Below are 23138 nucleotides of genomic sequence, written 5' to 3'. Positions count from 1 at the left end.
AATTGCATCATTTGAAATAAATATAGTATGCTAACAATGGATATAGTTAGTAGGAGGGATTTTTATGTCAATGGCATATGAGGAATATATGAGACAAATGGTAAAGCCAATGCGTGAAGAACTAGTTCATGCGGGCTTTGAAGAGTTACAAACAGAAGAAGAAGTAGAAAATTTTATGGATCAAAATGAAGACACTGCGTTAATCTTTGTTAACTCTGTATGTGGTTGCGCGGCAGGTTTAGCACGTCCTGCAGCAACTCAAGCAGTTGTTAGAACGGACAAAAAACCTGCCAAGCTTGTTACTGTTTTTGCAGGTCAAGATAAAGAGGCAACGGCAAAAATGCGTGAGTATTTCGAAGGGTTCCCACCGTCATCACCTTCTATGGTTCTTGTAAAAGGGAAGCAAGTGGTTCACTTTATCCATCGCCACGATATCGAAGACCACACAATGGAAGAAATCATGGAGAACCTCCAATCAGCATTTGAACAAAATTGTTAAAGAAAAAAGGAATGTCAGCTGACATTCCTTTTTTTCTGAAAGGAAAGAATCTATATGTTTGTCACAACAGCAGGACGAACCAATCCAGACATGATTGAAGAAGCAAAACAGATAGCGTTGGCCCTCGAATGTCCCTATCAGGAAAGAAGGAAAAAATCGGTTCAGACACTTCAATCTTTGTATAAGGATGACTGTATTGTCGTTGGAAAAGAGAGACTAGAGTTATTTTTAATGAACGGAGAAGAGCCGTTTTTCTTCCATCCCAATTCCTCCATGTTCAGAATCAAAAGGCTGCTAAAAAACGAACACGATCCTTTTATTGATGCAACGGGTCTGGCGAAAGGAATGAGTCTACTTGATTGTACATTAGGACTAGCCTCTGACAGTATTGTTGCAAGCTTTGTCGTTGGAGCTTCTGGAAAAGTGGTCGGGACAGAAGAAAATAAATATCTCTCTTATCTTGTCGGTAGAGGATTAAAAAGCTGGCAGTCCGGTTTGGCAGGAATGGATGAAGCTATGCGCACAATTTCGGTACAACATTCAGATGCACTATCATTTTTAAAGGAAGTCCCAAGCAATGAGTTTGATTGCGTATATATTGACCCAATGTTTGAAGAAACCATCTTAGAATCAGACGGAATTCGTGCGCTAGCTGAATTAGCAGCATATTCAGAAGTGAGGGAAGAGTTCATTTCGGAGGCAAAAAGAGTAGCGAGGAACCGACTCGTACTTAAGGATCATTTTCGTAGCAAGCGCTTCGAGCAGTTTGGATTCTCAGTTATGAAAAGACCGTCTGCTAAATTCCATTTCGGGATTATTACAAAATGATGATATTTGCTATTTAATCTCCCACTTTAAACTATAAAAAGAGTATAATATGAGAAAAGAGCCATTATTTTCTAAATACTCTTAAAGACTAGTAGAAAGGATTGGAGATCATGCCAAAATGGTTGCAAAAATCCTTCGTCGTGTTGGTTACAATTTTAACATTTGGTTTGGTAACACCATCTCAAACCTTTCTATATAATCAAGCATCAGCGGAGAAACCAACACGGGAAGATGCAGTTAAAGCGGAAACGACATATTCTAAAATTGAAGAGATTACTGAAGAAGAGTTAGATAGTAGCGACCAGATCATACAAAGCTGGTTAAATGAAGCAGAAGAGTTATCGTACCTAAAATTTGGAAGTAGAATCAAGCCTGTGATAGAAGACGAATTCAAACAAGTCATTCTACCAAATATTCATAAAGCAATTGAAGAAGTAGCCGTGCAGTACCCGGAAGAAAAACTAGCATACCTAGAGTTAAGCGAAGTCCCAACTGGAGGCAACGCTGAAAAAATATTTCACCTGTATAGCAAAGAAAGCAACAAAGACATCATCCGCTTCCACGTAAGAAAAGACCACCCACCCCAAAGTGGCTATTGGTTTAACTTTCATTACCACACAAGTGAAGACAACTTCGAAGCCCACCACGAACTAGGATCGATCTATTGGGACACGAACACACCACCTAAGTGGATGAGCTGATAAGAAACCCCCTTCGACTAGATTGGTCGGAGGGGGTTTTTGTGTGTCTGATAAGGAGGGAATAGAGGTTTGTGCGAATTAGGGAATGAGCTTTGAACTTAAGACATGTGATTTCCAGTAATTAGTAGAATAAGTGAACTAAGATGGGTTTTAGGACATGTGATTTCCAGAAAATGGTGGAATGAGTGAACTAAGTTGGGATATAGGACATATGATTTCCATAATTAAGTAGAATAGGTGAACTAAGTTGATCATTAGGACATGGAATTTACAAAAAACTAGTAGAATTAATGAACGAAAACCAACTTTAGGATACTTGTATTTCTATTTTTATGGGAATTCATAATATGTTGACCTCCCATTTCCCCTAGCGTTCAAATATCGATTTAATAATAAACGTACCAACCTTATTGATGGAATAATTCTGCACCAATCATAAATTTCATTTGTTGTTATCTTCCTCTCAGCAAAGAGTATTTTAAACTCTTTTACAGTGCGAACAAAAGCAGCTTCCACCGATTCAAAATCACCGCAATTTTTACAATGTAATAGAACCTCCCCCCATTGCTTATAAAACTCACCACACCCCCTACACTCTAACCCTTTCCTCAAGGATTCATAATTATACCTAGGTACTCTCAGGAATGGAGTAGTAACCATATGATCATCGTACAATTGTTTCGCTAGTTTGGTATGTTGGGTTGTAAGTGTTCCTCTTTTAGATTTGAGTGTACTTTGAAGATGTTGAAGTTGCGTAGGGAAGACAACAGGTAAATCGATAGGTGCTTGGTAAAGGGTGAAGGTGGGATTTACAAATACAATTTTAGATTCAATGGGGATAGAAAAGCGGTGGGCCTGAAAGTATTTACGGAGCAAAGTCTCACTTCTATCAAGTTGGAGAATAGGGTTATTAATCTCTTTCCGACTAGGCAATGTATACCACTTGTTTGATTGAAAATAAAAATTATCTTCATAGTTTTTGACTTCAAAGACACATAACATATCCTTAAAAATAAGCAAGCTATCAATTTGGAAAATATTATTAGTTATCTCTAGTGTGAGATCCTTTATTATTAAACAATCATCCACTAAATTTTTAGTCAACTCATCAAATTTTAGTTCTCCTAAATATCCTTTTTCTAAATTGATGTAGTACGTTTTTTCTTTTTCAGTGAACACCATTCGATTTTTCAAACATCTAAACACCTGCAACTCCATAGAAATTCCGCGCTCTTTTACAATCAAAATTAGACATCCTCTCTTAAAAACAATAAATATGAATAGCAACGACTATCGCTTGTACCAAAACTCAAATAACAACAAAATTTTCACCTCCTAATTGACCTAGCCTCCAAAACATTATACCCTTGTAAAAGACTAGTATTTCGTAAAATTTGTGACAGTAGGTGGAAGAATGAAACAATATTTAGAGCTATGTAAGCATGTGTTAGAAAATGGAGTAAAAAAACAAGATCGTACAGGAACGGGGACCATTAGTACATTTGGTTATCAAATGCGTTTTGATTTACAAGAAGGATTTCCTCTTATTACAACCAAAAAGTTACATTTGAAATCAATCATTCATGAATTGCTTTGGTTCCTTCAAGGCGATACAAATATAAAGTATCTTCAAGAAAATGGTGTTCGGATTTGGAATGAATGGGCAGATGAAAATGGGAATTTGGGTCCTGTGTATGGCCATCAGTGGAGATCATGGACAACTTCGACAGGAGAAACAGTGGATCAAATTTCTGACCTGGTTAATCAAATTAAAACAAACCCTGATTCCAGGCGTTTAATTGTAAATGCATGGAATGTTGGAGATATTGATAAAATGGCATTGCCACCTTGTCACTGTCTGTTTCAATTTCATGTGGCTGATGGAAAGCTAAGCTGTCAGTTATATCAACGTTCGGCTGATGTGTTTTTAGGTGTACCATTTAATATAGCATCTTATGCGCTATTAACATTGATGGTTGCGCAGGTATGTGACCTTGAACCTGGTGAATTTATTCATACGTTTGGGGATGCGCATATTTACTTAAATCATGTAGAGCAAGTGGAATTACAGCTTACTAGACAGCCACATCCATTACCTACATTAAAAATAAACCCAGAGAAAAGAGACTTGTTTGGCTTTACCTTTGATGATTTTGAGTTAGTTAACTACGAGGCACATCCTCATATTAAAGGGGCTGTAAGTGTATGATTTCCCTTCTTTGGGCAATGGATGAGAAGCGGGCAATAGGTCGTAACAATCAACTTCCTTGGCATCTTCCTGAGGATTTGAAGTATTTTAAAAGAGTAACAATGGGAAAGCCCATTGCGATGGGCAGAAAAACATATGATTCCATTGGACGGCCACTACCTGGTCGAGAAAATATCGTTATTACACGTAGTCAAGGAATAACTATTGAAGGCTGTACAGTTATTCATGATGTAAAAGGTTTATTAAAGCGTAACGACGAGGAGCTATTTGTAATTGGTGGAGCTGAAATTTTTAAAGAGATTCTTCCTTTCGCAGATCGCCTTTATGTCACGGAAATTCGTGAAGAGTTCGAGGCAGATACGTTTTTCCCGGAATACAATTTATCCGACTGGGAGCTTATCGAATCCATTCCAGGTGTGAAAGACGAAAAAAATCCTTACGACTATGAATTTCTTGTGTACCAACGTAAGCAGTGAAATAATCACTGCTTATTTTTTATGTTTAAAAAGAATACAATCAAGTATAATTAGTGTGGTTACATAATGGAGGGTGAACAAGATGATCAGGTTAATGGCAGTTTTTTTGTACATGAGTGGTTATTTGGTTTATAGCATACCTAAATTGAAAAGAATGAAAAAATTAGACAAACGTTTATCGGTTTCAGAGAGTGATCAGCTAATTCATGCGATTCCAAACAAATGGTCAAAAACAATTATGAAACTGACTGGATCTAAGGTGAAGGTAGAGGGGATGGAGAATCTTCCTGAAGGTGCGGTTGTCATGATTAGCAATCATGAAGGAGACTTTGATATTCCTACATTGCTAGCTAGTATTGAAAAGCCGTTTGGGTTTATATCCAAAGTAGAAGTGAAAAAAGTTCCAATCCTTTCCACTTGGATGGAAATCATGAATTGCGTGTTTATAGATCGAAGCGATCGTAGGAAATCTGTTCAGTCGATACGGGAAGCGGTTAAGTTATTAAAAGAGGGTCACTCGATTGCTATTTTCCCTGAAGGAACGAGAAGTAAAGGTGGACCGGTCGGGGAGTTTAAATCTGGTGGATTCCGACTGGCAAAGGATGCGATGGTACCGATTGTGCCAATTAGTATTTCTGGTACATCTGATGTATTTGAAAAAAATGGACGATTAGTGAAACCAGCTTCCATCCAGGTGAAGATATTACCTTGTATTCCTTCTTCAATTTTCGATCAAAAGGATATGAAGGAAGTTTCAAATTATGTTCGAGAGGTAATTGTTCATTCTCTAAAGGATGAAAAAATCGCATCATGACAAGCTAGGCTTATTGAGTCTAGCCTTTTTCTTTTTCTGAGAAAATCCTGAGCGAAGAATACCCAGTTCTATAAATTGAAAAATACAAAATTTTTTGATAATACGCTTGAAATGGTGGGTGAGAGTGGTATAATGTACTGATTATAACGGGAAAATGGAGGATGGATATGGAACAGAAAGTGATGAAAAAAAGATGGGTGCAGGTTGAAGATATTTTAATAGCGCACCACCAACTCAAAGACATCGTTGCCCATACACCGTTACAGAAAAACGAGCGTTTATCAGAAAAATATGATTGTAATGTGTATTTAAAAAGGGAAGATTTGCAGCACGTTCGCTCTTTTAAATTAAGAGGTGCTTTTTATAAGATGAAAGCGCTTGGTAAGGACAATCTTTCTAATGGGGTTGTTTGTGCAAGTGCAGGGAATCATGCTCAAGGTGTAGCATATGCGTGTCGTCATCTTGGTGTACAAGGGAAAATTTATATGCCAACGACAACACCTAAGCAAAAAGTTGGGCAAGTAGAGTTATTTGGTAGAGGATTTATCGAAATTATTCTTGTTGGGGATACGTTCGATGATTCTTATGCTAAAGCAGTTGAGTGTGCGGAAAAAGAAGGAAGGACCTTCATTCATCCATTTGATGACGAGCTTGTAATCGCAGGTCAAGGAACGGTAGCTGTAGAAATACTGCAGGATTGTGAAGAAACCGTAGATTTTGTGTTTGCCAGTATTGGTGGTGGAGGACTTATGGCTGGTGTGAGCACGTATGTGAAAAGCGTCTCTCCCCAAACCAAGCTAATTGGTGTGGAGCCTTATGGGGCCCCAGCTATGAAGACTTCTTTCCATAACCAAATTGTGACTCCTCTAGATGACATTGATAAGTTCGTTGACGGGGCTGCTGTGAAAAGTGTGGGTAGTAAAACATTTGACACTTGCTACGAGCTGTTGGATGACATCCTATTGGTTCCAGAAGGGAAAGTTTGCACTAGTATTTTAGAATTATACAATGAGCATGCCATTGTTGCTGAGCCTGCCGGTGCTTTACCAATTGCGGCTCTTGATCTTTATAAGGATGAAATTAAAGGGAAAAATATTGTCGTTATTATAAGTGGTGGAAATAACGATATCGGTCGTATGCAGGAAATTAAAGAGCGTTCATTGTTGTATGAGGGATTGCTTTATTATTTCATCGTTAACTTCCCACAACGTGCGGGTGCACTTCGTGAGTTTTTAGATGAAGTATTGTCACCAACGGATGATATTACACAATTTGAATATACTAAGAAAAATAATAAAGAAAATGGACCAGCATTAGTAGGGATCGAAATACAGAAAAAGGAAGACTACAAAGGATTAATTGAAAGATTAAACAAAAAAGGTTTTGCTTTTACAGAAGTAAATAAAGATAGTAACTTATTTAATTTGCTCATTTAATGTATAATGATAAGAGAAAAATGACATCTATTTAATTTATGAACTTCTTATGACAATGTGCTCATTTTGACTCATTACGTTATAAAAAGTACTATAATGATAGTAGATTAGTTATTCTAATTAACCAAAGGGGATGTTCTACAGTGTTTTCAAACATCGGAGTTCCTGGATTGATCCTTATCCTTGTACTTGCTTTAATTATTTTCGGACCTAAAAAGCTCCCTGAGATTGGTCGTGCATTTGGTCAAACTCTTCGTGAATTTAAAAAATCTACCCGCGAGCTAACAAGTGATGTAATGGAAGAGCTCGATGAGGATAAAAAGAAGAATGCTACGAAATAAGGTGTAAGATATTTCTTACACTTTTTTTCTCGATTACATTTTGTTTATGGTAGGGGACTTACATGGAGGATAAAGAATTACAGCTTGTTGATCATCTAGACGAATTAAGAAAAAGACTTATTGTCTCTATTGTAGCTTTTTTTGGCTTCTTTATAGTTGGTTTTATTTACGTTGAGGAGATCTATCAATGGTTTGTTCGGGACTTAGAAGTTAAGTTGATTGCGTTAGGACCGAGTGATATCGTGTGGGTTTATTTCATGTTAGCAGGTTTAATTGCGATTGCAGGTACCATTCCTGTTCTTGCGTTGCAGATTTGGTTGTTTGTCAGACCAGCATTAAAACCTATCGAAAGAAAAATTACTTTGAGTTATATCCCTGCTTTGTTCATCTTATTTATTGTCGGCTTATGCTTTGGATATTTTGTGATTTTTCCGACCGTTATGGGTTTTTTGATCGATTTAAGTGGCGATATGCTTGTTGCTAACTTTACAGCGGACAAGTACTTTCGTTTTATCATGAATATGTCGCTTCCATTTGGATTTTTGTTTGAACTACCTGTTGTCGTAATGTTTTTAACATCTTTAGGTATTGTAAATCCATATGTACTTCAAAAAATACGGAAATATGCATATTTTGTCCTGGTTGTAATTTCTGTAATCATCTCACCCCCGGATTTTATGAGTGATATTTTAGTGACCATTCCACTTCTATTTTTATACGAGATCAGTATCAATCTTTCGAAAATTGTTTATAAAAGAAAGTTGAAAAAGGCGAAAGAGTGGGGTTTAGATGAGGATGAAAGAATAGACTTAGGATAGAAGATCAAACTCACTTTTTAAAAGTGAGTTTTTTGTTTTTCATAGACCATCTTTTGTATTATAATAACCTTAAATCGTTCTTAATTAAGAACAGTAAGTGAAAATATAAATGAGGGTTAGTATGAATCGGAAATTAATTGGTTTTTTATTTATTTATCTCGCTCTTCTTAACGTATTTGACGCGTTTGCTACTGCACATGGATTATCACTCAATAAGATAAGGGAAATGAACCCCTACATGAATGGGATTTATCACATTCATCCACTTTTGTTTATAACGTTAAAAATTTCCTTATCCATACTTCTCATATGTATGGGTTTTATTTGGGGGAGTATGATACGAAAAAAAAGATTCATATCGTCCCTTATTATTCTAGCCTCTATCATATATACTCCAGTTTGTTTGACGCATATTTATTGGCTGACACAGCACTACTTTTCATATTGAAAAAAATTTAAATTTTTTCACAACAAGTGTATATTCAGACACACTTCGACAAATAAATATTGTATAATATATACAAACGGGTGAAAAAGAGGATTGATATTTTGCTATTCAAAAGCCTAGAGTTCAGAAATGTTGTTGGACAGAAGGTAAAAGTCATGGAAATTCCAGTATTGGAGGAAGATAGCCCTTATTATTTTTTAATCCAAGTCCGTTTGCAATCATTTATTACGTCTCTATACCGGGACAAACAGCCGAAGAAATGCTATTCTTTTAGAGACTATTTGAAAAAAGCGTTGAAGTGGCCAGTGTACCAGGATGTATTCCAAGTGCCAGAGCTAAAGAATAACGCGTAATTGATGTTTTTGTTTTATTTTGACAGGATTGTCTTTACATGAAGAGTATCGGTACATGCCGATACTCTTTCTTTTTTCGACATTAAGCTAGAATTCTGTATAATAGGTAGTGAGATTTTAGCATTAGGATGTGAAGGAATTTGAATAAAATTAAAATAGTGACTGATTCAACGGTAGACATATCCGATGAATTAGTAAGGAAGTATGATATTGAGGTTGTTCCATTATCTATTCAAATTGGAGGAGAGACGTACCTTGATCGGGTTGATTTAACCCCAAAGGATTTTTTGAATAAGATGAAGGCAGCTGAGGAGCTACCTAAAAGTTCACAACCACCTGTTGGTGTATTTGCTGAACTGTATGATCGATTAGGTTCGGAAGGGTATGATGTTCTTTCAATACATATGACTGGAGGAATGAGTGGTACAGTTCAGTCAGCCGAGACGGCAGCATCTATGTCAAAGGCAAATGTAAAGGTAGTTGATTCTCGTTTTATATCGAAAGCCCTTTCATTTCAAGTGATAGAAGCTTCTCTAATGGCCAAAGAAGGAAGAAGTATGGATGAGATATTAACTAGACTTGATCAAATTCGATCAAATACAAGATTGTTTGTCGTTGTAGATACTCTTGAAAATCTCGTGAAGGGTGGCAGAATTGGCAAAGGAAAGGCAATGATTGGTTCACTTTTGAATATCAAACCAATTGCCTCTCTAGAAGGTGGAGTATATACACCTGTTTCGAAAGCTCGAAGCTATAGTCAAGTAGCTAACTACCTTGCAAAACAATTCGCGGAAGACACAGCTGGTCATCAGATCAAAGGTGTGGGGCTCGTTCATGCAGAGGCTCCAGAGTTAAATCAAAAGCTAATCTCTGCCTTAAAGAATATAGCTGGTTTTGATTTAACAGATATTGAATATACCACTCCTATCGTTAGTACACATACTGGGCCAGGTGCCATTGGTTTTATGTACTATTTTGAGTAAATTGCCTGAACAACACCTGTTCAGGTTTTTTTTGCTCGACAAACTTCAAACACTGTTTAAAGAATTTATAAAAATATGGAGGAAAGACAAGGATTTTGGGTAGTGATGTCGAATAAAAAGGGAGTGAGACCCATTAAAAAGGGAACGGTGTATGCATGAAAAAATGGATCAGGCAACTTTCTTTATATAGGCAAGTTTTATTTTTTTCATTTTTTATTACGTTTGTTGTGATTTTCATGATTTCGAGTTTCAGTTATGCTCTACAGACTAAGAAGGAAATAGAGCAGTTAACAGATCGTGTTGAGGGCCTATCAACGCTGTGGACAGCCGTTGTGTCTCCTGAGGATGTAGAGAAAGTGATCATGACAAAGGACCCCAATGATCCCGCGGCAAAGAGACTACAACAACAGGTGAATTTAATAAATGAGAGAAACTCTTCTTATTTTCATAGTGGTATTGTAGCTACTTCTATAAATGAGGATAAAGAAGTATATGCCACAGTTGTATCGAATAGTTACGAGGGACTGAAGCCTTTTTCTTTTTATAAGTCGGTTGATATTCATAACATAGCTCTTTTGGAAGCTATTGAAGAAAAAAAAGTGGTTAGTACAAAGGTTTATACAGATGATCTAGGTACGTGGTTATCTTCGTTTGCTCCGATACAGAATGAAGAAGGAAAAGTAGTGGGCGTATTAGTCATCGATGCAGAAGCATCATTTATTAAGCATTCGCAGTTAGAAACGATCTTGTATTTAACCGTTGTTTTTGTCGTCACGATTGTTATCGTGTTTTTCACACTAAAATATGTATTAAACAATGTGATGGAGCCCGTTGATGAAATCTTATATGGGTTACACGAGGTAAGCGTCGGAAACTTCAATATACATCTAAGTGGTAAGAAAAATTCAAATCTTGACCCCTTATATGAACGGTTCAACTTTATGACGCAACAGTTAGCCATATTGTTTGATAGATTATCCATTTCAAGTCCATTAAATGGCAAGCAAGCCGTATCGGATGAACAATTACATACCTTTGAAGTGGCAATTGGGAAAATGGATACAATCATTAAAGAAACAAAATTACTTAAAGAGCTTCAGCGAGCAGAGAAAATGAATGCGATAGGTCAGTTAGCTGCTTCTGTAGCTCACGAAATTCGGAATCCAATGACGGTAGTAAAAGGATTTTTACAAATCTTTTTAGCAAAAGATGGTTTGAGTGAAGAAGAGCATATGTACGTAAAACTAATGCTTGAAGAAATGAATCGTGCCGAGAAGATTATTAATGAATATTTATCTTTAGCGAAGCCAGACCTGGAGTTCTCAGAAAAGGTAAATGCCGGGGATCTTGCACACAAAGTGATGGATTTAATGAACTCGTATGCACTTATGTCAAAAAGCATTGGGATGCAAACGAAGGTGTCAGGCGATGTTTTTATTAAAGGAAATGTTAGTGAGTTAAAGCAGGTACTAATTAATATATTGAAAAATGGGATAGAAGCGATGAAGGACGGTGGCACTCTCCGTTTGTCTGTACGAGAAGAAGGACACTTTGGTATTTTTGAAATCTTTGATACAGGCATTGGGATGAGTGAGGAAGAACTTCAAAGATTAGGGACGGCTTTTTATTCCTTGAAGGAAAAGGGCACTGGTATGGGGCTAATGGTTTGTTATCAAATCATTGAAAGAATGCGAGGGTCTATTGAAGTAGAAAGTCAAAAAGGTGTAGGAACAACTTTTCGAATTATTCTTCCGTTACATAGAGAATAGAGGAAGTTTAGTTCTTTTCCCTTTCATCTTATGATCTGGTTTGCTAGAATAAACTAGAATAGAATGATGAATGCAGGTGGATACATGAAGGTTAAGATGTTTAAATTGGTTAGTATTCTGATGGTATTTGTCCTGGCAGCATGTGGGAATAATGGAATACCAGATGCGAAAAATTGGCCAGTTGCTGATTTCTCGTATACAAATCAGGAAGGCAAGCCATTTAGTTTAAAGGATTTAGAAGGGAAAATTTGGGTAGCAGACTTTATTTTTACGAACTGTGAGGACGTGTGTCTTCCGATGACGTATAATATGGAAAAGCTTCAACAGATGGTAAAAGATGAAGGAATTGAAAATATAGAGTTTGTTTCCTTCTCCGTAGATCCTAATGTAGACACACCAGAAGTGTTAAAAGAATTTGGCGAGTATTTCAAGGTCGATTTTTCTAACTGGAATTTCCTAACTGGTTATGAGCAAACACATATAGAAGAGTTTGCAATGGATTCATTTAAGACAATAGTTAAAAAACCAACAAATCAGGACCAAGTTATTCACGGAACTGACTTTTATCTAGTTAATCAAGATGGTAAAATTATGAAATATTATACTGGTCTTAATGAAATTCCTTATGAGGAAATTATTAATGATATGAAAGCCCTTCAATAGACCTTTTAAAAGGTCTATTTTAGTTTATTTGACAAGCAGTTGACCATAGACTATACAAAAAACTATAAAGGCAGGTGTTTTTCGTGAGGTGGGCCTTTATTCTTGTTTTTACTGTTGTACTTTCTTCTTGCGGTCAAACACAAAATCAAAAGTCAAATCAAATACAGCTTAGGGAAACAACGGTAGAAAGAAAAGCACCTATTCCTATCGATTTTATTTCCCAACCTTTTCAAATGGTTTCCGTAGGAGATTCTTTAACACAGGGTGTAGGGGATAGTACAAATCGTGGAGGCTATGTGCCTTATCTTAAGGAGTATCTAGAAAAAGAGAAGGGGATAACTGAAGCGGAAATTGTGAACTACGGTGTAAAAGGGAATCGAACATCCCAACTTATTAGTAAGTTAAAGACAGATGAAGTGAATGATTCATTAACAACAGCTGATTTGGTCCTTATCACCATTGGTGGAAATGATGTAATGAAAATAGTAAGAGAAAATTTTTCAACTCTAGACTTGGAGTTGTTTGAAACAGAAAAAAAGCAATTCGAAAAAAATCTTCGAACCATAATTGAATTAATTCGTGAAATAAATCCTTCAGGTACGGTTGTCTTGATAGGATTGTATAATCCTTTTTATGAGTGGTTTCCTGATGTAGAAGAGATGGATCTCATAATGCAGGATTGGAATATGACGAGTCGGACGATATTAACCGACTATGAACGGGCTTATTTTGTAGATATAGCTGATATTTTTCATGAAAGTGAGGAGAATCTGTTATATACAGATTACTTTCATCCTAATGATTTAGGTTACGAAAAAATTGCTGTGCGAATTTACGAAACTCTTTCATTAGGAATACTGACGGAACGATATGAGTTGAAATCGACTGCCAGAAATGAGGCAAGCACTGATGAATAGTTGGAAAAAACTTTTTATAGCATTGATTATTCTTAATATCATTGTTGTAGTTGGTGTGGTTTTCTTGATCTTCCTTCCTACAAAGGATGAAGAGATAGTTCTAAAGGATATCAATCAGGATGATTATGTTCAATTTCATGTTCAATCAAACAAAGCCGATTTAAACCGATTGATCAATCATTATATTGAAGAGCAAGGGCTTAATGAGAGAATCAAATACAACGTCACACTTACTGACCAGGTAGAATTGTATGGGACAATGAAGGTATTTACTCAAGACGTGGAGTTAAAACTTACCTTTGAACCAGCTTCTTTAGATAATGGTGATTTGATTCTCAGACAGAAGACCATATCGATCGGGCATCTACAATTGCCCGTTCCAGTCGTATTGAAATTTATTCGAGATAGTTATGATCTTCCTTCTTGGATTACGATTCGGCCGAATGATGAAGAGGTGTACGTAAACCTTCATGATCTAAAGCTAAAGAGCGATACAAAGGTAAGAGTAAATACATTTGATTTAAAACGAGATAATATTGTGTTTACTCTTCTTGTTCCAATAAAATAGGCGGCGTAATGGCCACCTATTTTATTCTCTTTCCGTTAAAACGATGGGTTCAATGGATGGTTCCCCTTTACTTAGCCCTACGGCTACAAGTGTGTACACTTGATTTTTTTGGAATGAAAGAGCTGGTAACGGAAGAAGGACATCCTTTGTACCTGTAGCTCTTACCTCAAGATCGACGGTTAATGGAGATAAGGCTAAATAATCGCTTGAGTGTCTGAACCCAATATTACGGAAAACAACATCGCCATTTTTTACGGCTATATCAACAGGTTGAGTATCAGGTGAGAGATGTACAAATCGAACTTTCGTTTCACCGGACGGGATACTCGGATTATCCTCTAGCTCTACAAGCTTTAACTTTTCAACCATATCAGTAGCAGCAAGGGTATATTGCTTCCCTGCCTCCACGGTTACCTTTCTACTTAGAACCGTTGATACCATGTCACCTGCAGGATAAATATCTACTTGATATTTTCCAGCTGGTAATGATAAATAATTGCTCGTTTCTTTAAATGGAAAATCGCGTAAAATTCGATTTCCATTAATATATACATCAACTTTCGGTGCGTCAGGTGAAGCATGTAGTACACGAATTCTAGCTGGTGAATTGCTCTGATAGTAGTTTGCAACTGATTGAGCTCTTAAGGAACTCATTGCTTTGTTCATGTACCTAATGTGTTTTTGGTAATAGTGAATATGCATGGATGGATCTAAGTATTTATAATATTGTGCTAATAAATCGTACCTAGCTGCTTTATGCAAATAGTCATCATGGTTTCTATAATCAGACAAACCCCTCACTCCTTAAAGGATATTCAGTGTAACATATGCTTTGTAGGGAGGAGAGGTGCCTATGTTTTTTACTGTATGGAAGCTCCTTGTTTGCATTGAAAGTCTGAATGAAATACTCTATATATGTAGGAGTCATTTGAAAAGAGGTGCCTTATGGAGAAACTTGCGACATTTGCTGGTGGATGCTTTTGGTGTATGGTAAAACCGTTTGATGAACAGCCTGGAATTATTTCTGTCATCAGTGGCTATACAGGGGGACATAAGGAAAACCCTACTTATGAAGAGGTATGCCGAGAAACAACTGGGCATTACGAGGCTGTACAAATTACGTATGATCCTGAAATATTTTCTTATGAAAAACTGTTAAGCGTATACTGGCAACAAATTGATCCAACCGATCCTGGTGGACAGTTCTATGATCGGGGCCAATCGTATGAAACGGCAATCTTTTATCATGACGAAGAACAACGGGTACTAGCTGAACAATCTAAGCTAGAATTAGCGCAAAGTGGTCGTTTTTCAAAGCCTATTGCCACAAAAATTTTACCGGCAAAAGAATTTTATGCCGCTGAAGATTATCATCAGCAATTTTATAAGAAGAATCCTGTACGATATGGAAGATATTCTGAGGGGTCTGGGCGCACCGCCTTTATTAAGAAAGCTTGGGGGAATGACCAATGAAAAAAGAAGGAGATTTGAAAGAAAGTTTAACTCCTATGCAATATGAAGTGACCCAAAGAAATGGGACGGAGCCTCCGTTTCGAAATGAATATTGGGATCAGTTTGGTGACGGTATTTATGTAGATATTGTTTCAGGTAAACCGCTTTTTAGCTCTAAAGATAAATATGATGCGGGATGTGGGTGGCCAAGCTTTACAAAGCCAATTGACAAGGAAGAGATTATTGAAAAGATAGATCGCAGTCACTTTATGGTTCGTACAGAAGTCCGTAGTAAATCTGCTGATTCTCATCTTGGTCATGTGTTTGATGATGGACCAGGGCCGACAAAGCTAAGGTATTGTATCAACTCTGCAGCACTTCAATTTATTCCCGTCGATGAGCTGGATGAAAAAGGGTACGGTAAGTATAAAATCTTATTTTCATAAATCAAAAGGTAAAAGCCATATGCGGCTTTTACCTTTCTTTTTGAGCTTCTATCAAGGTTGTTTTTTTCGAAGTCATGCCCCCAGAAAGGATAAATTTCATTGCATCCTCTGGTTTAACATCGATAAATTCAACATCCTCTTTTCTGATTAAAAAAGTGAATCCAGCCACTTGAAAGGTTTGAGGAACATACACAGCGATATAATCACTTAACGGTTCGTAAAAAACTTCAAGATCCTCTGATGTAACAAATCCGAGGCTTTTCATATTTGTGCCAGGAACGGTTACAAGTGCAACTTTTGAGAAGGATTTTTTTTCACCTAAGAAGGAATGGACGGTATCTTTGATAACCGAATAAACAGTTTTAACGAAAGGAATTTTCTCTAATAACCTGTCAATGATTCGGAAGATGGTACCTGTCACAAACTTCGTAGATAAAAAACCTAAAATGGTAATTAACACTAACGTTGCCAAAATTCCGATACCTGGAACATACGACTCTTTAAAGTACTGCTTTAAGAACCCACCTAGAAGTCCGTCTAAAAACATGAAGGTTTTATATGTTACGTAAATCACGAGTATGATTGGTACAATCGTTAAAATACCATTTACAAAGCTCTTTAAAATACTTTTCATTTTATATAACTCCTAACCTCTTAATATAAAAACATTACAATGTTTATCCGCTTTTGACAAGGAAAACACGGGCCGCCTAAACTTTTTCGGAAAAAATGGGCATATACACATGCGGGACAAGGACCTACTACATATTGTAAATATTGTAAAAGGAAAGCTTAATTAGGAGGTATAAACATATGCATTACGGACATGGATGTGACCCTTGTTACCCTGGTTACGGGTACCCTACAGCAGTTTCGCCAGTTGGATGTGGATATGGTGGCGGTTTTGCATTAATCGTTGTCCTTTTCATTCTACTCATCATCATCGGTGCTAGTTTCTACGGAAAAGGATGCTAATATAAACAAAAGCTCGAGCATAGTGCTCGAGTTTTTGTTTGTTTATTTTTTAAAAAATACGAACGTTATTTTATTAGCTATAAAAAATGTTCGTATTTTTATTGACTGAATAATCTATATTTGGTATATTTACACATGGTTAAAGGAAATGCGAATATAGATAGTAGCCTCGGAGGGAATACCTTGAAAACAAATTATGATGTTATCGTTGTTGGAGCAGGTCCAGCTGGAATTTTTATATGTTATGAACTTACATTAAAAATGCCAGAAGCATCCATATTATTGATTGATAAAGGTCACGACATATATAAAAGAAACTGTCCTATTTTACAAAAAAAAATCGATAAATGCCCACCAGCAGCTGGTAGGAAGGAATTTGCAGGGTGTTTGCCTGCGTGTTCAATTACCAATGGATTTGGAGGAGCAGGTGCATACTCGGATGGAAAGTTTAATATCACAAGTGAGTTTGGAGGCTGGATGACGGATTATTTACCAGATTCACAGGTTGTTGATTTAATAAATTATGTGGACCGAATCAACCTTGACCACGGAGCGACTGAAAGCATCACTGACCCTTTAACTGATAAAGTTAGAGATATCGAGAGACGTGGATATGCTGCTGGCTTAAAGCTTCTGCGTGCTCAAGTAAGACACTTAGGAACAGAACAAAATCTGCAAATCCTTCAAAGCATTTATGAATACTTAAAAACAAAGATTGATATGGTCTACAAGGCAGAAGTTGAAGACTTAATCACAGAAAAAACGCCAAATGGTCATAAGGTAACCGGAATTAAATTAAAGGCTGGGGAAAGCTTATCTGCTGAAAAAGTGGTGGTTGCACCAGGGCGTGACGGTTCGGTATGGTTGGCCAAGCTATTAAAATCAAGACGTTTAAAAATGATTAATAATCAAGTCGATATTGGTGTTCGTGTAGAAACATCGAATATTGTTATGGATGAAATTAACGAGCATCTGTATGAAGGGAAATTTACGTTTAATACATCGGTTGGTACCCGCGTAAGAACCTTCTGTAGTAATCCTTCAGGACATGTCGTTGTAGAGAATCACTCTGGAATCATGCTAGCCAACGGTCATGCTTACAAGGATCCTAAATTAGGTAGCCCAAATACGAACTTTGCCTTATTAGTATCTCACACTTTCTCAGATCCTTTTGATAAGCCAAATGAGTACGCACATGAAATTTCTAGGCTAGCCAATAGTTTATCTAACGGTGGACTAATTGTTCAAAAGTACGGAGATATTTTAAAAGGACGCCGTTCCACTGAAAAGCGTATTAAAGAGGGCTTTTTAGAGCCGACACTTAAAGAAGCAGTACCGGGAGATTTGGGGTTAGTGCTTCCATATAATACACTGAAGAGCTTAGTTGAAATGACAGAAGAGTTAAATCATGTATCGCCAGGTCTTGCTTCTGAGCACACATTATTCTACGGTGTGGAAGCGAAGTTTTACTCCGCACGACCAAAGCTAAATGATCGTTTTGAAACAGAAATTAGCGGGCTTTATGTTGGTGGAGATGGAGCAGGGATCACTCGAGGACTTGCTCAAGCTAGTGCATGCGGCGTTTGGATCGCTAGAGATATCGTTGAGAAATCAACTAAAAGAACAAACACTGAACCCGTTTTGGTATAATAAGATGGACCTGTCAAAAGATGGCAGGTCCTATTTATCTATTATTTATAAAGGGGATGGATTGTGGTGGGAATGGTTCCAAGGCGTTTACAACCGGGTGATGAGGTTAGGGTCATATCACCTTCAAGAAGTATGGCCATATTAAAAGAAAAACAGGTGGATATAGCAAGAAACCGATTAGAAGCATTAGGCTTTCATGTAACGTTTGGAAAACATGTACATACACACGATGAGTTTTTTAGTACCAGCATTGAAGAGCGGATAGAAGATTTGCATACCGCCTTTCTTGATCAAAATGTAAAAGGGATTTTTACAGCATTTCTATGATGAAGACCGTTAGCCCTTAGAAAATCAGAGGAAACGTCCTTCATAAGCGCGATGAAGCCCGTTAGCCCTAAAGTAACCAGAGGAAACGTCCTTCATAAGGCTGATGAAGACCGTTAGCCCTTAGAAAACCAGAGGAAACGTCCTTCATAAGGCTAATGAAGACCGTTAGCCCTTAAAAAGTCAGAGGAAACGTCCTTCATAAGCGAGATGAAGACCGTTAGCCCTTAAGTAACCAGAAGAAACGTCCTTCATAAGCCCCTTTTTATGAAAAAGCCAACAGAACTTTATCAAGGAGTCTTTTTCAGCCCCTAACATTTCATTAGAATTCCATAAACTTTTGAAAAGCAATAAAAAGAAAGATTTCCTCTTCTTACTCATACAATCTTATAAGGCGTCGCTTACGCTTGTATGGAACGGGGGAGTCAAATGGAGCATTCATATTTAATTAAACCGCTGCTTGATGCGGTATATCCAACAATAGATTATGGGAAAGGCATTTATTTATATGACAAGGAAGGGAAGAGGTATGTTGATGCTTCATCCGGTGCTGTAACGGCCAATATTGGTCACGGTGTTCCCGAAATTATTGATGCGATGGTTCAACAAGCAAAGCGGGTGTCCTTTGTCTACCGATCGCAGTTTACTAGTGAAGCAGCAGAAGCACTTGCTGGAAAAATAGCTGAACAATGTGTTGGGTCTTTGAACTGGAGTTTTTTTGTAAATAGCGGTTCAGAAGCAACAGAGACAGCTATGAAAATAGCGATTCAGCATTGGCAGGAAAAAGGGGTTAAAACGAAAAATAAAATCCTTTCTCGGTGGGTTAGCTATCATGGTATCACGCTTGGTGCATTATCGATGTCAGGTCATACGTTAAGGAGAGCAAGATTTGTCCCTCTACTTGAGGATTTTCCCTCCATACAACCTCCTTATTGTTACCGTTGTCCATATAATTTAGAGCCCACCTCGTGTAAGTTTGCCTGTGCAACTGAACTGGAAAATGTGATTAAAAAAATAGGAGCAGAACATATTGCTGCTTTTATTGCGGAGCCGGTGATTGGGGCTGCGGGTGGGGCCATATCACCGCCAGTTGGTTATTTCAAGGTAATAAAAGAAATATGTGACCATCATCAAATTCTATTTATCGCAGATGAAGTAATGACTGGATTTGGTCGGACAGGAAAAATGCTAGCTTGTGAACATTGGGGTGTGGAGCCAGATATAGTCGCGCTCGGCAAAGGGATGGGAGCAGGTTATGCACCTATAGCTGCAGCTTTAGTGAGTAACAAAGTGATGGAGCCAATCTTGGCTGGAACAAAAAGTATCATGAGTGGTCACACCCTTAGTGCGAACCCACAATCATGTGCCGTCTCACTAGCGGTCATGGAATATTTACAAAATAATAGAATTATAGAGCAGGTTGAATTGAAGGGCTTTTATTTATCTTATCATTTACAAGAACTAAAAGAAGAATTTTCATTTATTGGAGATATTCGGGGGAAAGGATTGTTAATCGGGATTGAATTTGTTCAATCGGTTGAAAATAAAGAACCTTTTCCAAGAGAAGATCAAATTACAAATAAAATGATTCAGCTAGGGGCTAATAATGGCATACTGCTTTACCCTTCAGCTGCTGGAATTGACGGAATTCATGGTGATGCAATTATCCTTGCACCTCCCCTGACGATTTCTAAGGATGAGATTGATGAATTAATCATTCTTCTACGTAAAACCTTCTTAGACTTTTCCAATGAAATTTTAGAGGGGGTAGGTAAGTCATGAAAAATCGCTTCAATAAGATTACCACGGTAGAAAAGGTTTTGGATTTATTTCATGATGGTGGAACCATTATGTTTGGTGGTTTTGGTGGGGTGGGTTCTCCGCCATCTATTATAGAAGGGCTACTCAATAAAGGGGTTAAGGATTTAACACTTATTGGAAACGATACGGGATTTCCACATATAGGGATAGGGAGGCTTGTAGCAAACGGACGAGTAAAAAAAGTAATTGCTTCTCATATTGGTTCCAATCCTGTTGCAGGACAACTAATGACTGAGGGAAATCTTGAAGTTGAATTTTCACCTCAAGGAACGTTAGTTGAGCGAATTAGAGCGGGTGGTGTAGGTATTCCAGCTTTTCTAACAGATATTGGAATGGACAGTGACTTTGTGTCAACCAATAAAGAGAAAGTTGTATTAGAAGGAAGAAGTTATTTACTAGAGACAGCATTAAGTGCGCCAATATCCATTGTCTATGCGAAGAAGGCAGATGAATACGGCAATCTTATTTATGATAAAAGTGCTAGAAATACCAATCCTTTGGTCGCGATGGCTGGAGATATTACCATCGCAGAGGTGGAGGAAATCGTTGAAGTTGGTGAACTTCATCCCGATGAAATCGTCACGCCTGGAGTGTTTGTCAATTATATTGTACCGACGGAAGGGGTGAACTGGAAATGGGTATGGGAATAGGGATCCGTGATCAAATGGCCAAAAGAGCTGCAGCAGAAATCAAAGAAGGAATGGTGGTCAATTTAGGGATTGGCATTCCTTCGCTTGTTCCGAATCATCTTCCTTTAGAAATAAATGTGATGTTTCATGCGGAAAATGGAATTGTTGGGATGGGGGCTTCTGCTAAACAAGGGGAAGAGGATGAAAACCTATGTAATGCTGGAGGATATCCGGTTAGTTTAGTGAGTGGTGGTTCTTACTGTGATAGTGTCATTGCCTTTGGAATGATCCGTAGGGGAATCGTGGATATCACCATTTTAGGGGCATTGCAGGTAAGTGAAAAAGGAGATTTAGCAAACTGGATTGTTCCGGGTAAAAAAATACCTGGTATGGGCGGTGCAATGGAGCTTGCACAGAAAGCGCAAAAGGTAATCGTATTAATGAACCATACGGATAAAGCGGGAAATAGCAAAATTGTAAAAGAATGCTCGTTTCCATTAACCTCTCGGGCATGTGTGGATATGATAATCACAGATATGGCTGTTTTTCATGTGACGGAGAAAGGTTTAGTTTTAAGTGAGGTTTTTCAACCTTATACATTGGATCAAGTTCGAGAGTCTACCGCTTGTTCATTTTTTTGTAAGTAACACAATAGATAAAGGGGCGAAGAGAGATGGAAGAGGAGCTTCGCAAAGTTAGAAAATGGATGCAGAGGAATCGCGTGCATGCCACTAGACTTCTTCAAAAGCTTGTACAAGAAGGAAGTGTAAGGGGAAAGGAGGCAGCTGCTCAAGCAATTATTATTGAAAAGTGTAGGGAACTAGGTCTACAGCTCGACATTTGGGAAATTGGCAATAAGACCCTTATGAACCATCCTGCTTACTGCTCGGATCGAAAGGATTATACGGGGAATCCGAATGTTGTTGGAGTTTTGAAAGGGACTGGAGATGGGAAATCATTAATTCTAAACGGTCATATTGATGTGGTGCCAGAAAATAACTTGGCTGAGTGGAAAAATGACCCATTTAGTGGTTTCATCGAAGAGGGAAGATTATATGGTCGTGGTTCCACAGATATGAAGGGAGGAACGGTGGCCCTTCTTCTAGCGATGGAAGCGATCATCGCAACAGAGATTCAGCTGAAAGGTGATGTCATCTTCCAGAGCGTGATAGAAGAAGAAAGTGGAGGTGCGGGAACCTTGGCTGCCGTGCTAAGGGGATATCGGGCGGATGGAGCGATTATTCCTGAGCCTACCAATCTAAAAATTTTTCCAAAGCAGCAAGGCTCTATGTGGTTTCGTGTAACTGTTAAAGGACGCTCAGCACATGGAGGTACTAGGTACGAAGGAGTAAATGCAATTGAAAAAGGAATATTAGTAATCAATCAGTTGAATGAGCTAGAAAAGGTTCGGAATAGTAGAATTGTAGATCCATTGTATAAAAATATACCCATTCCCATCCCAATAAACATCGGTAAGATTCATAGCGGGGATTGGCCATCCTCCGTTCCAGATATTTGTATTATAGAGGGGAGAATTGGTGTAGCACCAGATGAAAAAATGTCTGCCGTGCAGGCTGAACTAGAACGTTCATTGCAGGAGCTGGAAAAGAAGGACATCTGGTTTAAAGACTATCCAACCACGGTTGAGTGGTTTGGTGGAAGGTGGATTCCAGGTGATTTGGATATAGAACATCCGTTACTTACTACTCTCGAATCATCCTACCTGGAAGTTATGGGCTCTTCTCCAGTTGTTGAAGCTTCACCATGGGGGACAGACGGTGGAGTACTATCAAAAATTGGTGATATTCCAGTGGTTATTTTCGGTCCAGGTGTAACAGAGGTCGCTCATGATGCAAACGAATATATTGTTTTAGAAGATTTATTTACGAGTGCGGATATTATTGCTTCTACCATCCTGAGATGGTGTGAAGTAAGTAGAAGTGATTAGATAGATTGTATAGAATTAATGAAGAAAGTCTGACCAAGTATTTGGTCGGGCTTTCCCTTTAGGAGGAGAT

Annotated in this window: 28 protein-coding genes; 25 read left to right on the top strand and 3 right to left on the bottom strand. The window is 37.8% G+C overall.

Going from position 1 to position 23138, the window contains the following annotated elements:
• Window positions 1–64 precede the first annotated feature (64 nt).
• The 3 genes from ACFFHF_RS22615 (at window position 65) to ACFFHF_RS22605 (ending at window position 2028) form a co-directional block, all read left to right on the top strand.
• Window positions 65–499: a BrxA/BrxB family bacilliredoxin gene (locus tag ACFFHF_RS22615; RefSeq protein ID WP_160548799.1), complete on the top strand. Its 435-nt coding sequence runs from the start codon at window positions 65–67 to the stop codon at window positions 497–499.
• A gap of 54 nt (window positions 500–553) precedes the next feature.
• Window positions 554–1327, top strand: a complete 774-nt coding sequence (locus tag ACFFHF_RS22610) for a class I SAM-dependent methyltransferase (protein WP_160548798.1) — start codon at window positions 554–556, stop codon at window positions 1325–1327.
• 110 nt (window positions 1328–1437) lie between these two features.
• Window positions 1438–2028 (top strand): YpjP family protein, encoded by a 591-nt coding sequence (locus ACFFHF_RS22605; RefSeq protein WP_160548797.1) that lies wholly within the window; start codon window positions 1438–1440, stop codon window positions 2026–2028.
• Window positions 2029–2358: 330 nt separating this feature from the next.
• On the opposite strand, the gene ACFFHF_RS22600 is transcribed toward ACFFHF_RS22605, so the two are convergent.
• The gene (locus tag ACFFHF_RS22600; protein WP_377059128.1) at window positions 2359–3273 is read right to left on the bottom strand and encodes a nuclease-related domain-containing protein; all 915 of its coding nucleotides are present in this window, start codon (window positions 3271–3273) and stop codon (window positions 2359–2361) included.
• Window positions 3274–3442: 169 nt separating this feature from the next.
• Between ACFFHF_RS22600 and ACFFHF_RS22595 the strand changes: the two genes are divergently transcribed.
• From ACFFHF_RS22595 to ACFFHF_RS22535, 13 genes are all read left to right on the top strand, one after another.
• A complete protein-coding gene (locus ACFFHF_RS22595; protein WP_340904361.1) occupies window positions 3443–4237 on the top strand; it encodes a thymidylate synthase in 795 nt (264 codons plus the stop codon).
• Complete coding sequence (locus ACFFHF_RS22590; RefSeq protein ID WP_340904359.1) at window positions 4234–4713, top strand: dihydrofolate reductase; 480 nt, start codon at window positions 4234–4236, stop codon at window positions 4711–4713. The genes ACFFHF_RS22595 and ACFFHF_RS22590 overlap by 4 nt, the downstream gene beginning before the upstream one ends.
• An 82-nt stretch (window positions 4714–4795) precedes the next feature.
• The gene (locus ACFFHF_RS22585) at window positions 4796–5527 is read left to right on the top strand and encodes a lysophospholipid acyltransferase family protein (RefSeq protein ID WP_377059127.1); all 732 of its coding nucleotides are present in this window, start codon (window positions 4796–4798) and stop codon (window positions 5525–5527) included.
• Window positions 5528–5694: 167 nt separating this feature from the next.
• Entirely contained in the window at window positions 5695–6963 is a 1269-nt protein-coding gene (gene ilvA, locus ACFFHF_RS22580) for a threonine ammonia-lyase IlvA (RefSeq protein WP_377059126.1), read from the top strand.
• A gap of 143 nt (window positions 6964–7106) precedes the next feature.
• The gene (locus ACFFHF_RS22575) at window positions 7107–7304 is read left to right on the top strand and encodes a twin-arginine translocase TatA/TatE family subunit (RefSeq protein ID WP_119708849.1); all 198 of its coding nucleotides are present in this window, start codon (window positions 7107–7109) and stop codon (window positions 7302–7304) included.
• A 62-nt stretch (window positions 7305–7366) separates the two neighbouring features.
• Window positions 7367–8122 carry a twin-arginine translocase subunit TatC gene (gene tatC, locus ACFFHF_RS22570; protein ID WP_160548791.1) on the top strand — a complete coding sequence of 252 codons (756 nt, stop codon included), beginning with the start codon at window positions 7367–7369 and terminating at the stop codon, window positions 8120–8122.
• A 109-nt stretch (window positions 8123–8231) separates the two neighbouring features.
• Window positions 8232–8570 (top strand): DUF5658 family protein, encoded by a 339-nt coding sequence (locus ACFFHF_RS22565; RefSeq protein WP_377059125.1) that lies wholly within the window; start codon window positions 8232–8234, stop codon window positions 8568–8570.
• 101 nt (window positions 8571–8671) lie between these two features.
• Window positions 8672–8923 carry a DUF2535 family protein gene (locus ACFFHF_RS22560; RefSeq protein ID WP_160548790.1) on the top strand — a complete coding sequence of 84 codons (252 nt, stop codon included), beginning with the start codon at window positions 8672–8674 and terminating at the stop codon, window positions 8921–8923.
• Between the two features lie 140 nt (window positions 8924–9063).
• Entirely contained in the window at window positions 9064–9906 is an 843-nt protein-coding gene (locus ACFFHF_RS22555) for a fatty acid kinase binding subunit FakB (RefSeq protein WP_377059124.1), read from the top strand.
• Between the two features lie 155 nt (window positions 9907–10061).
• The gene (locus ACFFHF_RS22550) at window positions 10062–11675 is read left to right on the top strand and encodes an ATP-binding protein (protein WP_377059123.1); all 1614 of its coding nucleotides are present in this window, start codon (window positions 10062–10064) and stop codon (window positions 11673–11675) included.
• An 84-nt stretch (window positions 11676–11759) separates the two neighbouring features.
• A complete protein-coding gene (locus tag ACFFHF_RS22545; protein WP_160549749.1) occupies window positions 11760–12338 on the top strand; it encodes an SCO family protein in 579 nt (192 codons plus the stop codon).
• 83 nt (window positions 12339–12421) lie between these two features.
• Complete coding sequence (locus ACFFHF_RS22540) at window positions 12422–13255, top strand: SGNH/GDSL hydrolase family protein (protein ID WP_377059122.1); 834 nt, start codon at window positions 12422–12424, stop codon at window positions 13253–13255.
• The gene (locus ACFFHF_RS22535) at window positions 13248–13823 is read left to right on the top strand and encodes a YpmS family protein (protein ID WP_160549748.1); all 576 of its coding nucleotides are present in this window, start codon (window positions 13248–13250) and stop codon (window positions 13821–13823) included. Before ACFFHF_RS22540 ends, ACFFHF_RS22535 begins: the two co-directional genes overlap by 8 nt.
• A gap of 21 nt (window positions 13824–13844) precedes the next feature.
• Here ACFFHF_RS22535 and ACFFHF_RS22530 read toward each other — a convergent pair whose 3' ends face one another.
• Complete coding sequence (locus tag ACFFHF_RS22530; RefSeq protein ID WP_377059121.1) at window positions 13845–14615, bottom strand: DUF4397 domain-containing protein; 771 nt, start codon at window positions 14613–14615, stop codon at window positions 13845–13847.
• Window positions 14616–14768: 153 nt separating this feature from the next.
• On the opposite strand from ACFFHF_RS22530, the gene msrA reads away from it, so the two are divergent.
• Window positions 14769–15296 carry a peptide-methionine (S)-S-oxide reductase MsrA gene (msrA, locus tag ACFFHF_RS22525; protein ID WP_160549747.1) on the top strand — a complete coding sequence of 176 codons (528 nt, stop codon included), beginning with the start codon at window positions 14769–14771 and terminating at the stop codon, window positions 15294–15296.
• On the top strand, window positions 15293–15721 hold the full coding sequence (gene msrB / locus ACFFHF_RS22520) for a peptide-methionine (R)-S-oxide reductase MsrB (protein WP_377059120.1): 429 nt from the start codon (window positions 15293–15295) through the stop codon (window positions 15719–15721). The genes msrA and msrB overlap by 4 nt, the downstream gene beginning before the upstream one ends.
• 28 nt (window positions 15722–15749) lie before the next feature.
• Here the strand turns inward: msrB and ACFFHF_RS22515 are convergent, their stop codons facing one another.
• The gene (locus ACFFHF_RS22515; RefSeq protein ID WP_160549745.1) at window positions 15750–16355 is read right to left on the bottom strand and encodes a DUF502 domain-containing protein; all 606 of its coding nucleotides are present in this window, start codon (window positions 16353–16355) and stop codon (window positions 15750–15752) included.
• Between the two features lie 179 nt (window positions 16356–16534).
• On the opposite strand from ACFFHF_RS22515, the gene ACFFHF_RS22510 reads away from it, so the two are divergent.
• From ACFFHF_RS22510 to ACFFHF_RS22480, 7 genes are all read left to right on the top strand, one after another.
• The gene (locus ACFFHF_RS22510; protein ID WP_119708838.1) at window positions 16535–16696 is read left to right on the top strand and encodes a YjcZ family sporulation protein; all 162 of its coding nucleotides are present in this window, start codon (window positions 16535–16537) and stop codon (window positions 16694–16696) included.
• Between the two features lie 183 nt (window positions 16697–16879).
• Window positions 16880–18346, top strand: a complete 1467-nt coding sequence (locus ACFFHF_RS22505) for an NAD(P)/FAD-dependent oxidoreductase (protein ID WP_377059119.1) — start codon at window positions 16880–16882, stop codon at window positions 18344–18346.
• A gap of 72 nt (window positions 18347–18418) precedes the next feature.
• Window positions 18419–18673, top strand: a complete 255-nt coding sequence (locus ACFFHF_RS22500; RefSeq protein WP_160549751.1) for an LD-carboxypeptidase — start codon at window positions 18419–18421, stop codon at window positions 18671–18673.
• 426 nt (window positions 18674–19099) lie between these two features.
• The gene (locus ACFFHF_RS22495) at window positions 19100–20452 is read left to right on the top strand and encodes an aspartate aminotransferase family protein (RefSeq protein WP_377059118.1); all 1353 of its coding nucleotides are present in this window, start codon (window positions 19100–19102) and stop codon (window positions 20450–20452) included.
• Window positions 20449–21141 carry a CoA transferase subunit A gene (locus ACFFHF_RS22490; RefSeq protein WP_377059117.1) on the top strand — a complete coding sequence of 231 codons (693 nt, stop codon included), beginning with the start codon at window positions 20449–20451 and terminating at the stop codon, window positions 21139–21141. Before ACFFHF_RS22495 ends, ACFFHF_RS22490 begins: the two co-directional genes overlap by 4 nt.
• A complete protein-coding gene (locus ACFFHF_RS22485) occupies window positions 21126–21767 on the top strand; it encodes a 3-oxoacid CoA-transferase subunit B (RefSeq protein WP_377059116.1) in 642 nt (213 codons plus the stop codon). Before ACFFHF_RS22490 ends, ACFFHF_RS22485 begins: the two co-directional genes overlap by 16 nt.
• Before the next feature lie 26 nt (window positions 21768–21793).
• On the top strand, window positions 21794–23068 hold the full coding sequence (locus ACFFHF_RS22480; RefSeq protein WP_377059115.1) for a peptidase: 1275 nt from the start codon (window positions 21794–21796) through the stop codon (window positions 23066–23068).
• Window positions 23069–23138 lie beyond the last annotated feature (70 nt).

The sequence above is a fragment of the Robertmurraya beringensis genome, assembly GCF_042433785.1.
In the GTDB taxonomy this organism is placed as follows: domain Bacteria; phylum Bacillota; class Bacilli; order Bacillales; family Cytobacillaceae; genus Robertmurraya_A; species Robertmurraya_A beringensis.
Note: the sequence above shows the minus strand (reverse complement) of the source record. Positions and strands in the feature narration are given on the sequence as shown.

Coding starts and splice junctions, on each gene's coding strand:
- ACFFHF_RS22605 (WP_160548797.1), top strand. CDS start 1,438: ATGCCAAAATGGTTGCAAAAATCCTTCGTCGTGTTGGTTACAATTTTA.
- ACFFHF_RS22485 (WP_377059116.1), top strand. CDS start 21,126: ATGGGTATGGGAATAGGGATCCGTGATCAAATGGCCAAAAGAGCTGCA.
- ACFFHF_RS22500 (WP_160549751.1), top strand. CDS start 18,419: ATGGTTCCAAGGCGTTTACAACCGGGTGATGAGGTTAGGGTCATATCA.
- ACFFHF_RS22495 (WP_377059118.1), top strand. CDS start 19,100: ATGGAGCATTCATATTTAATTAAACCGCTGCTTGATGCGGTATATCCA.
- ACFFHF_RS22490 (WP_377059117.1), top strand. CDS start 20,449: ATGAAAAATCGCTTCAATAAGATTACCACGGTAGAAAAGGTTTTGGAT.
- ACFFHF_RS22610 (WP_160548798.1), top strand. CDS start 554: ATGTTTGTCACAACAGCAGGACGAACCAATCCAGACATGATTGAAGAA.
- ACFFHF_RS22535 (WP_160549748.1), top strand. CDS start 13,248: ATGAATAGTTGGAAAAAACTTTTTATAGCATTGATTATTCTTAATATC.
- ACFFHF_RS22595 (WP_340904361.1), top strand. CDS start 3,443: ATGAAACAATATTTAGAGCTATGTAAGCATGTGTTAGAAAATGGAGTA.
- tatC (WP_160548791.1), top strand. CDS start 7,367: ATGGAGGATAAAGAATTACAGCTTGTTGATCATCTAGACGAATTAAGA.
- ACFFHF_RS22515 (WP_160549745.1), bottom strand. CDS start 16,355: ATGAAAAGTATTTTAAAGAGCTTTGTAAATGGTATTTTAACGATTGTA.
- ACFFHF_RS22550 (WP_377059123.1), top strand. CDS start 10,062: ATGAAAAAATGGATCAGGCAACTTTCTTTATATAGGCAAGTTTTATTT.
- msrB (WP_377059120.1), top strand. CDS start 15,293: ATGAAAAAAGAAGGAGATTTGAAAGAAAGTTTAACTCCTATGCAATAT.
- ilvA (WP_377059126.1), top strand. CDS start 5,695: ATGGAACAGAAAGTGATGAAAAAAAGATGGGTGCAGGTTGAAGATATT.
- ACFFHF_RS22615 (WP_160548799.1), top strand. CDS start 65: ATGTCAATGGCATATGAGGAATATATGAGACAAATGGTAAAGCCAATG.
- ACFFHF_RS22590 (WP_340904359.1), top strand. CDS start 4,234: ATGATTTCCCTTCTTTGGGCAATGGATGAGAAGCGGGCAATAGGTCGT.
- msrA (WP_160549747.1), top strand. CDS start 14,769: ATGGAGAAACTTGCGACATTTGCTGGTGGATGCTTTTGGTGTATGGTA.
- ACFFHF_RS22585 (WP_377059127.1), top strand. CDS start 4,796: ATGATCAGGTTAATGGCAGTTTTTTTGTACATGAGTGGTTATTTGGTT.
- ACFFHF_RS22565 (WP_377059125.1), top strand. CDS start 8,232: ATGAGGGTTAGTATGAATCGGAAATTAATTGGTTTTTTATTTATTTAT.
- ACFFHF_RS22545 (WP_160549749.1), top strand. CDS start 11,760: ATGAAGGTTAAGATGTTTAAATTGGTTAGTATTCTGATGGTATTTGTC.
- ACFFHF_RS22480 (WP_377059115.1), top strand. CDS start 21,794: ATGGAAGAGGAGCTTCGCAAAGTTAGAAAATGGATGCAGAGGAATCGC.
- ACFFHF_RS22510 (WP_119708838.1), top strand. CDS start 16,535: ATGCATTACGGACATGGATGTGACCCTTGTTACCCTGGTTACGGGTAC.